General features: G+C 47.1%; 13 protein-coding genes. 7 read left to right on the top strand and 6 right to left on the bottom strand.

From position 1 onward, the window contains the following. Positions 1 to 264: 264 nt before the first annotated feature. Positions 265 to 888, bottom strand: a complete 624-nt coding sequence (yihA, locus tag JKP77_RS15800; RefSeq protein ID WP_218312125.1) for a ribosome biogenesis GTP-binding protein YihA/YsxC — start codon at positions 886 to 888, stop codon at positions 265 to 267. Positions 889 to 1,060: 172 nt separating this feature from the next. On the opposite strand from yihA, the gene JKP77_RS15795 reads away from it, so the two are divergent. The 4 genes from JKP77_RS15795 (at position 1,061) to JKP77_RS15780 (ending at position 3,715) form a co-directional block, all read left to right on the top strand. Continuing rightward, positions 1,061 to 1,684, top strand: a complete 624-nt coding sequence (locus JKP77_RS15795) for a c-type cytochrome (RefSeq protein ID WP_218312124.1) — start codon at positions 1,061 to 1,063, stop codon at positions 1,682 to 1,684. A 452-nt stretch (positions 1,685 to 2,136) separates the two neighbouring features. Next, on the top strand, positions 2,137 to 2,682 hold the full coding sequence (locus JKP77_RS15790) for a class I SAM-dependent methyltransferase (RefSeq protein ID WP_338024882.1): 546 nt from the start codon (positions 2,137 to 2,139) through the stop codon (positions 2,680 to 2,682). A gap of 56 nt (positions 2,683 to 2,738) precedes the next feature. After that, complete coding sequence (gene yihI, locus JKP77_RS15785; protein ID WP_218312122.1) at positions 2,739 to 3,254, top strand: Der GTPase-activating protein YihI; 516 nt, start codon at positions 2,739 to 2,741, stop codon at positions 3,252 to 3,254. Between the two features lie 11 nt (positions 3,255 to 3,265). After that, positions 3,266 to 3,715, top strand: coding sequence for a DUF2489 domain-containing protein (locus JKP77_RS15780; protein WP_218312121.1), 450 nt, complete (start codon positions 3,266 to 3,268; stop codon positions 3,713 to 3,715). A 48-nt stretch (positions 3,716 to 3,763) separates the two neighbouring features. Here JKP77_RS15780 and JKP77_RS15775 read toward each other — a convergent pair whose 3' ends face one another. Beyond that, positions 3,764 to 4,351: a DNA-3-methyladenine glycosylase I gene (locus JKP77_RS15775; RefSeq protein WP_218312120.1), complete on the bottom strand. Its 588-nt coding sequence runs from the start codon at positions 4,349 to 4,351 to the stop codon at positions 3,764 to 3,766. 129 nt (positions 4,352 to 4,480) lie between these two features. On the opposite strand from JKP77_RS15775, the gene glyQ reads away from it, so the two are divergent. The 3 genes from glyQ (at position 4,481) to JKP77_RS15760 (ending at position 7,972) form a co-directional block, all read left to right on the top strand. Next, complete coding sequence (glyQ, locus tag JKP77_RS15770; RefSeq protein ID WP_218312119.1) at positions 4,481 to 5,392, top strand: glycine--tRNA ligase subunit alpha; 912 nt, start codon at positions 4,481 to 4,483, stop codon at positions 5,390 to 5,392. After that, entirely contained in the window at positions 5,389 to 7,461 is a 2,073-nt protein-coding gene (gene glyS, locus JKP77_RS15765; RefSeq protein ID WP_218312118.1) for a glycine--tRNA ligase subunit beta, read from the top strand. The genes glyQ and glyS overlap by 4 nt, the downstream gene beginning before the upstream one ends. A 67-nt stretch (positions 7,462 to 7,528) precedes the next feature. Next, on the top strand, positions 7,529 to 7,972 hold the full coding sequence (locus JKP77_RS15760; protein ID WP_218312117.1) for an early set domain-containing protein: 444 nt from the start codon (positions 7,529 to 7,531) through the stop codon (positions 7,970 to 7,972). Between the two features lie 377 nt (positions 7,973 to 8,349). Here the strand turns inward: JKP77_RS15760 and JKP77_RS15755 are convergent, their stop codons facing one another. From JKP77_RS15755 to recF, 4 genes are all read right to left on the bottom strand, one after another. After that, the gene (locus tag JKP77_RS15755; RefSeq protein WP_338024881.1) at positions 8,350 to 8,592 is read right to left on the bottom strand and encodes a DUF2798 domain-containing protein; all 243 of its coding nucleotides are present in this window, start codon (positions 8,590 to 8,592) and stop codon (positions 8,350 to 8,352) included. 253 nt (positions 8,593 to 8,845) lie between these two features. Beyond that, the gene (locus JKP77_RS15750) at positions 8,846 to 8,986 is read right to left on the bottom strand and encodes a hypothetical protein (protein ID WP_218312116.1); all 141 of its coding nucleotides are present in this window, start codon (positions 8,984 to 8,986) and stop codon (positions 8,846 to 8,848) included. A gap of 310 nt (positions 8,987 to 9,296) precedes the next feature. Then, positions 9,297 to 11,717 carry a DNA topoisomerase (ATP-hydrolyzing) subunit B gene (gene gyrB, locus JKP77_RS15745; protein ID WP_218312115.1) on the bottom strand — a complete coding sequence of 807 codons (2,421 nt, stop codon included), beginning with the start codon at positions 11,715 to 11,717 and terminating at the stop codon, positions 9,297 to 9,299. 8 nt (positions 11,718 to 11,725) lie between these two features. Continuing rightward, positions 11,726 to 12,814: a DNA replication/repair protein RecF gene (gene recF, locus JKP77_RS15740; RefSeq protein WP_218312114.1), complete on the bottom strand. Its 1,089-nt coding sequence runs from the start codon at positions 12,812 to 12,814 to the stop codon at positions 11,726 to 11,728. Between the last annotated feature and the right edge of the window lie 28 nt (positions 12,815 to 12,842).

The following is a 12,842-nucleotide window of genomic DNA, read 5'->3' as shown; positions in this document are numbered from 1 at the left end:
CACATTGTCGGGGTTTTTTTATGCCTGCAGATTAATACCAACCCACAAAACGGGTACACAGTCAGCGCAAGTTGGTAAATTACCCCTGCAATCAGAATTCTCTATCACAATGATTATTAAAGACTTTTCAAAAAGTTTTACTTTTTTCTGAAAAAAATAGGAGAAGGAAGGAACTTATTACGCTTGAAGAGGCTCTTATCTACGGTTTTTATGTGTTTTCTCTCAGTCCTTTTATGCCCCATCCATTGATGGGGCATTTTTTATTCAGGCATCTGAATCTTGTTCTGGCGTCTCTTCCAATCCCAGCCACGCCGTCAGCACCTGTTCCAACTCAGGTAATCCTTGTTTGTTCAAAGAGGAGAATGTGTGCACTGTCACATCGCCGCAGAATGCCATAGCCGCTTCACGCGCCATGAGTAACTGCGCTTTTCGTTTTCCCGACTTGAGTTTGTCTGACTTTGTCAACAGCGCAAGAACCGGTAATTCGGCGCTGACTGCCCAGTGAATAAGTTCCTGATCAAGATCTTTAAACGGATGACGAATGTCCATCAACACGACCAGTCCGCGTAATTGTTCGCGTTTCTGTAGATATTCACCCAACGACTTCTGCCATTTTTTCTTCATTGCCAGCGGCACCTGGGCGAAACCATAGCCGGGTAAATCCACTAATCGCCGGTGTTCATCGAGCTCGAAAATATTGATCATTTGCGTGCGCCCAGGCGTTTTACTGGTTCTGGCCAGGCTTTTTTGGCGCGTCAGCGAGTTCAGGGCACTCGATTTTCCGGCATTTGATCGGCCAGCAAAGGCCACTTCAATGCCACCGTCCTGTTTTAAATGACCGATGTCCGGCGCACTCATAAGAAATTTAGCTTTGGTAAAATACGTCATGGCCTTGTTGTGCCTACCTTTTGTTTAGATCTTTTGACAGCCGCTGCATGATAAAAAAGCGTAAAACCATAGTTTTATCATGGAATAGGTTTTTCTGGCGCGGTAAATGTGTAAAATACGCATGATATCACGTATGTCACGCGAGCCGTTGGATCCTTTTAAGAGATTGATTATGAAAAAACTGTGTTTGTTGGTATGTATGTCGTTGGGGTTGTCTGCCACAGCCGTCGCAGAAGGTGATGCTGAAGCAGGAAAGGCAAAGTCTGCAGTTTGTGCTGCATGCCACGGTCCTGATGGAAACAGCATGATCGAAATGAATCCTAAAATTGCAGGACAGCATGAAAACTATCTGGTTAAGCAGTTGCAGGAATTCAAACTTGCCTCTAAGACAGGTGGTGAAGAAGGCCGTAATAACGCAGTGATGAACGGTATGGCTGCGCCTCTCTCTGAACAGGACATGCAGGACCTGGCCGCCTACTTCTCGAGTCAGGAAATGAAACCAGGCGAAACGCCGGAAGAATATGTAGAACCGGGTCAGGCATTATATCAGGGCGGTGACGAGGAACGTGGCATCACAGCATGTATCGCATGTCATGGTCCAAAAGGAAACGGCATGGCACTGGCAGGATTTCCTGATATCAGTGGTCAGCATGCTACGTATACAGAAGCACAGCTTAAAGCATTTCGCTCAGGCCAGCGTCATAATGATATGAACGGCATGATGCGCGATATTGCCTCTAAACTGACAGATGAAGACATCACAATTTTGTCGAATTACATCTCAGGATTACACTAATTTTCCGTTATAAAACAGTGTTGTTAAATTTTTGTTAGCAAAAAAGTTGTAATTCAGAATTATTCCTGTATTCTACTGCACTAGTTTTGGTAACTAATACCGAAACAGTCCAAGCTTAATAACAACAATAAAAAGCGAACATGGACGACTCAATAAAGCGTCAGGAAGACCCAAAACAACAAAGAAAGCTCTGCGAAGAAAAAGAATAAGGGGAGCCCGAAGGGAAGCCAGCCGCACAATGAAGTGCAATAACGGGAGAGGTGTCATCTGACACTCAACAATGTAGGGTGATGGTTTAGGCCATCACCTTTTTTCTTTTTTGCGCGTTAAAAAATCACCTTGTTCTCATGAAAGTACACTCCCCCTCCTGCCCACTGTGTCAGCACACTGACGTACGTCTGTATCACCAGGATAGAAAGCGGAACTATTATCAGTGTGGACAGTGTGAACTAGTGTTTGTACCTCCTGAAAGTTTTCTTTCAGCCGATCAGGAACATGCTGAATATTTACTCCATGAGAATGCTTTCGACGATCAGGGATACCGGCAATTCCTCTTCCGCCTGGCATCACCCTTGACAGCCTCGTTGCCTCCCGGCCTTAGTGGTCTTGATTTTGGCTGTGGCCCGGCGCCAGTTCTGGCCGACATACTCGCGTCAGAAGGAATGAATATGGCAATTTATGACCCACTGTTCTTCCCTGATAGCGCTGTGCTAACCAAAAAGTATGATTTCATCACCTGTACCGAAGCCATTGAGCATTTTCACAAGCCAGACGAAGAGCTCAGACTGCTGGTAAGCCTTTTAAAACCTGAGGGTGTGCTTGCCGTAATGACAAAGCGGGTGATTAGCCAGCAACGATTTACATCGTGGCATTACAAAAATGACCCTACTCACGTCTGTTTCTTCAGTGAGGCGACATTTCACTATATCGCCAGAACTTTTGGTTTTACGGTAAGTTTTCCGGCTGCAGATGTTGTATTCATGCAGAAGGAAGCGTAGATCCACGTTATACTAGTCACAGACATTCATTTACCCAATTCCAAACCGAAGGAACTATGGCCAGAAGTAAGAAAACCCGAAAAGTCGGCCTCATTGGTGTTCGTAAAGATCCTGATTTCAAACCGAGTCAGAACAAAGACGCCAAGAAACAAAGGCCGAAAAAGCATAAAGGTAAACCTGCGGGTAACCGTCACAATGTTGAACAGAAATCGACAGCCTCGTCGGCTCCCAGAAAAAATCAGGATCCGCGAGTTGGCAGCAAAAAGCCAATAGACCTGACTCCACCGTCGTCATCGCCCGTGGCCAAGACCCAGGCACGAAAATACGCTAATCCTGCCGAAGAACTTGCGGCGCTGGAAGCTGATACACGCCTTGCTACATTGCTGGATAAACTCGACGAGGGCGAAAAGATTACCCGGGCCGAGCAAGCTTACGTCGACGAAAAGATGGCACGTCACCGCATCGTATGTGATTTGCTCGGTATTGCCGACATGGATGACGAGGACGAACAGGAAGATGATGATCCGTTCGATAATTTAGACGCTATTGATATAGACGACTATAAGCGTTAACGGAGCCAGAAATGTGGTGGACCCTTATCATGATTGCGGGTGTAGCAATCATACTGGGACTTGGCTTTTACGCCGGTCGCCTGTTGTTTCTTTTAAAACAACAAAATAAACGTCAGCAAGCGGCTCGTGATAAGCGTGTAGAAACCATTTCAGAGAGCGTGCTTACGATTTCAATGGCGATGGAGCAACAGCAGTGCGAGCTCTCAGAAGGCGCAATTCGTATTGTTAACCTGCTACACGCCCTGCCTGTCGATCCGCAGCCCGACTACCGCAACAAGTTTCCGCATATCCATGCCTTGTTCGTTGCGGTGAGTGGCTTTGCTATTCTGGAGGCCAGGCAACAACTGTCAAAAGCGGAACGCAGAAAACAGGATGTTGCCCGCGAGCAAATTGAGTCAGAACATGAAAGTAAGGTGTTAAGCGAGCTACCCGAGATTAAAGCCTACTGTGAAGCGCTGTAACAGCGCTTCACACATCACAGCTGGTTCAACTGATTATCTCACTGCCTGTTAGCGCACCGCCTCGTCGCAGCACGCCTGATAACAGTGGCAGTTAACTTCATGATCGTTCACCATCCCCACTGCCTGCATAAATGCATAGCAAATCGTTTCCCCGACAAAATTGAAACCTGCTTTTTTCAGGGCTTTTGACATCGCTATCGATTCAGCCGTTTTTGTTGGCGCATCACGAAAACTGTCCCAGCGATTGATGAGGGTTTTACCGCCGGTAAATTGCCAGAGAAAGTCACTGAAGCTTTCTTTCTCTTCAATCTTTAAAAACCCGTTGGCATTTCTGATTATCGACTGAATCTTCAATCGATTGCGTATGATCCCCGGGTTTTGCATCAGCGTTTCCACATCATCGTCAGTCATAGTGACAATTTTCGTCGGATCGAACTGATAAAACGCCTGTTCAAAATTCTGCTGCTTTTTCAGAATGGTTATCCAGGACAGTCCTGCCTGTTGACCGTCAAGACACAGCTTGGCAAACAGCTGTTGTGAGTTTGTGACCGGCCTTCCCCACTCTTCATCGTGATAACGCTGATACTCAGGATCCGATGACACCCAGCCACAGCGATGGACATTTTGCTTAACCATATCCAGTTAACCCTTAATTGATTCCTGATTTTATGCGGTTTTCAGGGGTGAAAGCCTACATTCGTTGCCTGACAAATTGTATACTATGCCACCTTTGAATAGTCAGTTAGAAATATAAGCAGCGAATGTATGCAGAAATACGATATTAAAACCTTTCAGGGGTTGATCCTCGCGCTTCAGGATTACTGGGCACGCCAGGGCTGCGTTATCATCCAGCCACTGGACATGGAAGTAGGAGCAGGTACGTTTCATCCTATGACCTTTCTTCGCTCGTTAGGCCCTGAGCCAATCAGCAGCGCCTACGTCCAGCCCTGTCGCCGTCCAACCGATGGCCGCTATGGTGAAAACCCTAACCGCCTGCAACATTACTACCAGTTTCAGGTAATGTTAAAGCCCTCTCCTGACAATATTCAGGAGCTGTATCTGGGCTCGCTGAAAGAGTTAGGCTTTGATCCGCTGGTGCATGACATTCGCTTTGTAGAAGATAACTGGGAATCACCAACGCTGGGGGCCTGGGGCCTTGGCTGGGAAGTCTGGCTCAATGGCATGGAAGTTACGCAGTTTACCTATTTCCAACAGGTCGGTGGCCTGGAGTGTAAGCCGGTGACCGGAGAGATCACCTATGGCCTCGAACGTCTGGCCATGTATGTTCAGGGCGTTGACTCTATTTATGACCTGGTATGGACAGACGGACCGATGGGGAAAGTGACCTACGGTGATGTCTTCCACCAGAACGAAGTGGAACAATCCACATATAATTTCGAACATGCCAATGTAGATTTCCTGTTCCGCACCTTCGATGAGTGCGAGGCAGCCAGTAAACAGCTTATTGAAAACAACCTTCCCTTGCCTGCCTATGAACAGGTAATGAAGGCATCTCATGCGTTTAATCTTCTGGACGCGCGTCACGCAATTTCAGTTACTGAGCGTCAGCGCTATATTTTACGAGTAAGAACGCTGGCAAAAGCGTGCGCAGAAAGCTACTACGCCGCCCGCGAAACCCTGGGATTCCCCCTGTGCAACAAGGAGCCGTCAGCGTGAGAACAGAGAACCTGCTTATTGAATTAGGCACAGAAGAATTACCCCCGAAAGCCCTTAAAAACCTGGGAGAAAGCTTTGCTTCCCAGTTTCAGGCTGCCCTTGAGCAAGCCGAGTTACCGTTCTCTTCTGTCAGCTGGTTTGCAGCACCACGTCGCTTGGCCGTTTATGTCACAGAGCTGGCAGAAGGCCAGCAAGACAAAGTGGTAGAGAAGCGCGGTCCCGCAGTTTCAGCTGCCTTTGATGCAGAAGGTAATCCAACCAAAGCGGCACTTGGCTGGGCGCGCGGCAACGGCATTGATGTTGCGGATGCAGAGCGCCTTGTTACCGATAAAGGCGAATGGCTGCTGCACAAAGCCAACGTACCCGGCCAGCCTGTATCGGCGTTACTTGAGTCTTTACTCAACCAGGCCATCGGCAAATTGCCTATCCCTAAACCTATGCGTTGGGGTAACTATAACACCCAGTTTATTCGTCCGGTTCATACACTTGCTGTGCTTTACGGTAGTGAGGTCGTCAACCTGACAGCGCTTGGTTTAGCCAGCGGTCGTGTCATTCAGGGGCATCGTTTCCACGGCGAGCCCACTTTTGAGTTAGACCACGCAGATAATTACGCAACGAAACTGGAAGCGCATTATGTAATTGCTGATTTTCAGGCACGCTCGGACAAGGTCCGTGAGTCGCTTGAAGCGAATGCGAAATCACTCGGACTCAATGCAGATTTCAATGATGAACTGTTAGAGGAAATTGCGTCGCTGGTAGAATGGCCGGTAGTGCTGACTGCCAGTTTCGATAAGGCATTCCTCGACGTTCCGAAAGAAGCGCTGATCTATACCATGAAAGACGATCAGAAGTACGTGCCACTGTTAGATGATAACGGTGAATTATCGAACACATTCCTGTTTGTCAGTAACATTGAAAGCGAAGATCCCTCTCAGGTCATATCGGGTAATGAGAAGGTTATCCGCCCTCGCCTGGCCGACGCCGAGTTCTTTTTTAACAGTGATAAGAAGTCCAGTCTGGAAAGCCGCCTGGAATCGCTTAGCAGCGTCCTTTTCCAGAAGCAACTGGGCACGCTGAAAGATAAATCCGATCGCATCGCTACGCTGGCAGGATTCATAGCCGGTAAGATTGGAGCTAATGACGCGCTGGCTCATCGTGCAGGGTTACTCTCAAAGACAGACCTCATGACCAATATGGTGATGGAGTTTCCGGATGTTCAGGGCGTTATGGGTATGTATTATGCCGAGCACGACGGTGAAGAACCGCAGGTTGCCCGCGCGCTGTATGAGCAATACATGCCTCGCTTTGCCGGTGATGACCTTCCTACCAGTGACATCGCTGCGTCAGTATCGCTGGCGGACAAGCTGGATACACTGGTAGGCATTTTTGGTATTGGGCAATTGCCTAAAGGCGATAAAGATCCGTTTGCGTTGCGCCGCGCTGCTATTGGTGTCCTTCGTATCATCGTAGAAAAGAACCTCAAGCTTGACCTTGAAGATCTGGTCGCAAAAGCTGCCGAAGTGTATGGTGACAAGCTGACGAACGACGCGTGTCAGTCACAGGTCGTGGATTTTGTGCTTGGCCGTTTCGTAGCGTTACTACAGGACCAAGGGATCAGCATGGATGTTATTCTGTCTGTCTCTGCTCGCCGCCCCACCAAGCCTTCCGATTATGCTGCGCGCATTGCTGCGGTTTCCGCTTTCAGGGACCTCGAACAAGCTGAAGCGCTGGCAGCAGCAAATAAGCGGGTAGCAAATATTCTAGCGAAGCAGGACTCACCGGTGTCTACCGATATTTCACCGTCCTTGCTTCAGGAAGCACCGGAAAAAGCCCTCTACGATGCCCTAAAGGCAGTTGAAGGTGATATTGCGCAGTCTGCCAGCCAAGGTAATTATCAAGCCGTGCTGACGGCTCTGGCGACCCTTAGGGAAGAAATCGATGCCTTCTTTGATAATGTCATGGTAATGGCGGATGACATCGAAATTCGTCAGAACCGCCTTGCGTTACTTGCGCTATTGAGGCAACTTTTCCTCACTACCGCAGACATTTCGCAACTAGCGAAAGCATAGTAAGTTCAACCAGTAACCATGCCCGGCCGGTATTTACTTTACTCAGCCGGGCTCTTTTGAGGACATCGTGTTAAAGAAAGCATTATTCCTATTTTCTCTGCTCACCCTGTCAGCTTGCTCAAGCACGGGGTCTATCAACGTGCCAGGCATATCCTCTGCACCGGAAGTTGAATTTTCCAATCTTTACTTACGTGGTGTTTTCAACTGGTGGGAAGCAAACGCACCCTATAAATTTACCAAGGGTAATGGCGGCTGGCAGGTTGATGTTGAGCTTATAGCCGATGGACAGCCTTATGATTTTAAGGTGTCAGATGCTAACTGGACTCCGTCACAGAGCTGTGGCGGGAAATACAAGGGTCAGCCCGTTACTGTGAATACCACAAGTTATCTGATTTGTGCCGGCGATTCTGAAACACTGCAATTCACCCCGTCTGATACCGGCACTTATCGTTTTACTATAATGTCTGCCAGTGGAAATGAAATCAGGTTGCTGATTACACGGGCTGGCTAGTTTGTGCTTCTTACTTTACTAATATAATGAATAGCTGCGTAATGCAGCTATTTTTTTATCCGGTGCTAGCGTTCAGAAATCCGAGTGGCTGGCGTAAGTTAGGCTCTGAGACCGCTTCATTGCTTTATCCTACCAGCGTATGACTGGCACAAGCATCTTAGGTACTGAGTGATGCTGCGAGACTAGCCAAGTAAGAAAGCCCTGGCACAAACCTATAATCTCATGAAAACTGGCCTGATAAAGCACGCTTGAAATCGGTGTAATAGCGCTCTTAGACTTTTTTGAAAACTTACTGTGTTATCAGCTCAGAGCTGTGCTTGTAGAATGGGGCTTCACTGAGACAGCTGCGCTCAAATTAAGTGTGAGAAATGACTGCATTATCGCAGTAGAGTCAGAAGTAAATTGCTCAGTTTTGTCGCCATACGGCCCACCAATCCCGAACAAAAGAGTGCGATAAGAAATGCTGCAGGCCAGGCTAGAATAAAGGCTTTGCCCCAGCTTTGGAAAAAGGTGTCTGTGATCCCTAAGTTGAGGTAGGTCACCCAACCAGTCATCAGCAATGACAATACCAGAGACATGCAAAAAGAAAAGCTGACACGCCGAACCCAGTTTTCAAGCACACTTTCACTCCAAATAAAAAAGCGGCAACGATAACGCTGCCGCAGAACACAACAAAGGAAGGAAGAGATTCATCAGTTGATGCACGTATAGTAACCTTTTAAATTATACATACACTGTTGATCGTCTACATTTACCATGACTCCGTCGCATGTTCATATGTTCTGTTACGAAATAGATATCTGACCTGCCAGTGACCCATGTGGCCGCCTTATTTTCTGTGTGTCGTAACTATTCTGTTTGCATGAGCACATCTCAGGAAGCGATGGCAACGCTCAGCCAGCCTGGGTTTTTCTTGCATTCTGCCATTGAATTAAACAGCATCTGTGATGATACAGCAATGATAGGGATAGCCCAGATACCATCGTCAACCCGTTTCCCAACAACTCGTGCCATGTTGTAGCAGCGACACATTCCTATCTGTACAGATAGTGTTGATGTTCTTCTACCGGCTTTTCTACTGTCATCGGCTTTTGCATGCAAAACGAAGGGAAATGTAAGGCTGCACAACAAAGCGCGAATAGCGTGTACCAGATAATAAAAAAGCCCGGCATATTTCAGGCCGGGCTTTCCGATAGTCAGCTAGGAACGGTTTTTGTGAACAACTACACTACAGTTAGTTTGTGAACCCCGCCCTGCAATTGCATATTTCTCTGGGCTCACAACTTAATAAGCGCTTTGTTCGCACCTTCCCTTTCAACTACAACTACACGTCGAGGTTTTCTACTTTTAGCGCATTTGCTTCGATAAACTCTCTGCGTGGTTCAACCTGATCACCCATCAATGTGGTGAACAACTGGTCACATTTAATCGCATCTTCAATGGTAACCTGCAGCATTCTGCGATTTTCCGGATCCATCGTTGTTTCCCAAAGCTGACTCGGGTTCATTTCACCCAGCCCTTTATAGCGCTGAATGTATTGACCTCGTTTCGCTTCATTCATCAGCCACTCAAGCGCTTCCTTAAATGAGCTGACAGGCATTTTTCTTTCACCGCGCTGAATGAACGCATCGTTATCCATCATATTATTGATAGCGTGATTCAGTTCCTTCAGACGAACATACTCACTGGATTCGATAAACTCACGATTCAATGAGTACTCATAATCGATGCCGTGCATGCGCATGATAATGGTAATGTAAAATTCACTACGCTCTTCGTCCCTGCGAATTTCATAACGATAGGTTGCCGCATCGTTTTCTTTTTCAGTTAATTGCTGAATGAAACGATCTGCAATGCCGTCCAGTGTTGACTCTTCTTTGAGATTCTCAAGGTCAATGGTCGGCGTGTAAATCATTCGATAAAGAATGGTTTCAGGCATAACCCTGCGCATACGCCCTATCATTTTTTCAACGCTTTGATACTGCTTTATCAGGTTCTCTAATGCGATGCCGCTGATACCAGGATCGTCATCAGACGTATGCAGAGACGAACCGTCTAATGCAATTGAGGTAAGATAATTAGTTAACGAGTCATCATCTTTAAGATACTGTTCTTGTTTGCCTTTTTTCACTTTATAAAGCGGTGGCTGGGCAATGTATACATAGCCTCGCTCGATAATTTCCGGCATTTGACGATAGAAAAAGGTCAACAGTAGCGTTCGAATGTGAGAGCCATCCACATCCGCATCCGTCATGATAATGATGCTGTGGTAACGCAACTTATCAGGATTATACTCATCACGACCAATACCACAGCCCAGTGCGGTAATTAGTGTCGCTACTTCCTGAGAGGATAACATCTTGTCAAAACGCGCTTTTTCTACGTTAAGAATTTTTCCTTTCAATGGAAGGATTGCCTGATTTTTACGGTTACGACCCTGCTTAGCTGAACCGCCAGCAGAGTCACCCTCCACAATATACAGTTCGCTTAGTGCAGGATCTTTTTCCTGACAGTCAGCGAGTTTGCCAGGAAGGCCCGCAAGGTCCAATGCGCCTTTGCGGCGTGTCATTTCACGCGCTTTTCTGGCTGCTTCGCGAGCACGTGCAGCATCAATGATTTTTGATGCAATCACTTTACTCTCTGCAGGGTTTTCTAACAGGAATTCTGCTAACTTTTCATTCATCGCCGACTCTACAGCCGGCCGCACTTCAGATGAAACTAACTTGTCTTTGGTTTGAGATGAAAACTTAGGGTCTGGCACTTTTACTGAAACAACCGCAGTCAGACCTTCACGCGCATCATCACCACTGGCGTTCGTTTTGGCTTTTTTGTTAAGCCCTTCCGTTTCCATGAAGTTATTCAGGGTACGTGTTAACGCACCACGGAAGCCCGCTAAATGGGTACCACCATCGCGCTGAGGGATGTTGTTAGTAAAACAGAAAATGCTTTCCTGGAAGCTATCATTCCATTGCATAGCGACTTCGACAGAAATGCCATCCTCGCGCTCTGAACTAAAATGGAATACAGATTGGTGTACTGGGGTCTTCTTCTGATTCAGATATTCAACGAATGCGCGTATTCCGCCTTCGTACTTGAAGTGATCTTCCTTTCCATCGCGCTCATCTTTCAGGCGGATTGCTACGCCTGAGTTGAGAAAAGACAGCTCACGCAAACGCTTTGCGAGAATGTCATAATGAAATTCAGTATTGGTAAATGTGTCGTGGCTTGGCCAGAAACGTAGTGCCGTACCGGTTTTGTCTGTTTCGCCAATAGCCGCTAATGGGGCTTGTGGCACACCGTGGCTGTATTCCTGTTCATATGCTTTTCCACCACGACGAATACGCAGTTTTAATTTACTGGATAAGGCGTTTACCACTGAAACACCCACACCGTGCAAGCCACCAGAGACCTTGTAAGAGTTGTCATCGAACTTACCGCCTGCGTGCAAGACGGTCATAATTACCTCTGCTGCTGATACCCCTTCTTCCTCATGAAGTTCGGTCGGTATCCCGCGGCCATCATCAGATACTGACACTGAGCCATCTGTATGAATCTGCACTAAAATCTCTGAACAGTGACCCGCTAGCGCTTCATCAATGGAGTTATCGACTACCTCGAAAACCATGTGGTGCAAGCCGGTTCCATCATCGGTATCACCAATGTACATGCCCGGACGCTTACGTACGGCATCTAGCCCTTTCAGCACCTTGATACTGGACGAGTCGTAGTTGTTCTGCTCTGACATACTAGATTTCACTCCTCTGTCACGTGTCCATGTTCCACGTGAAACATTCTTTTTTCGTTGTATTTATTAATAAAACTTAGTTGTTCACGTTCAATCGCAGTCACGAAAACCTGCGTGTCCATGTCTAACAACCCATCGATAAAGCGTTCGCGCTTATCGATATCTAATTCGGCACCAACATCATCTAGCAGGAAAATACTTTTCCTCGATGTGAGTCGATTAAATAGTGCAGTCTGCGCCAATTGTAGCGCCGCTACGGCCATTCTCAGCTGTCCCCGAGAAAGTATCTCCTGGGCGTTTACCCCGTTCAACTTAAACCGGATATCGGCTTTATGAGGCCCAGATGAGGTATGCCCCATTTTAGCATCATACTCAGTCTTTTTAACCAAGCTTTCTGCTAAAGTGGCATCTTTTTCCCATCCCTTGTAGTAACTCACAGATACCTCAAACTCTGGTAGGAAGCTCAGCAAAAAATCTTCGAATATCGGGGTAAGATTTGATACATACTGTTGTCGCAAATCGTGCACGGCATTCCCTACAACCTCAAACTGACTCTCCCAATACTGATATTGCGGGTTAGACAAAACAGCTTGTTGTTTCAGTAGCGCATTACGATGCCGCAGCAACTTACTGTACTGTTGAGAAAGTCCATTAAAGCTATGTTCCACGTGAAACAATCCCCAGTCGCAGAACCGGCGACGCTCTGAAGGAGAGCCTAATATTAGATCGGTGCTTTGCGGTGTAAACAACTGTACAGGTATCCGGCTCACTAAGTCAGCCAGTCGGGATGAGTGCTTCCCATTTACGGAACACGTAAACTGATCCCCTCGCGTGCGTTCGATACCAACCTTAAAATTATCCCCTGCATCATCCACGCATTTCGCGAAAATACTAAAAGCGTTGTTGTCCTGATGAATAACAGATTGGTGTTTGGCAGTGCGAAAAGAACGACCAAACCCTAGGTAATAAATTGCTTCAAGCAGAGAAGACTTACCGCTTCCATTGACACCCGTTATCACGGTGAGCTGTCTGGAAGGATGAAGCTTTACATCGGTGATGTTCCGAAAATGAGTAAGCTGGACTTCGTCCAGTTTCATGATGATAAACCCGGGAGAAAGCAGATCA

This window comes from Alteromonas antoniana (assembly GCF_019249295.1).
Taxonomy (GTDB): Bacteria; Pseudomonadota; Gammaproteobacteria; order Enterobacterales; family Alteromonadaceae; genus Alteromonas; species Alteromonas antoniana.
Note: the sequence above shows the minus strand (reverse complement) of the source record. Positions and strands in the feature narration are given on the sequence as shown.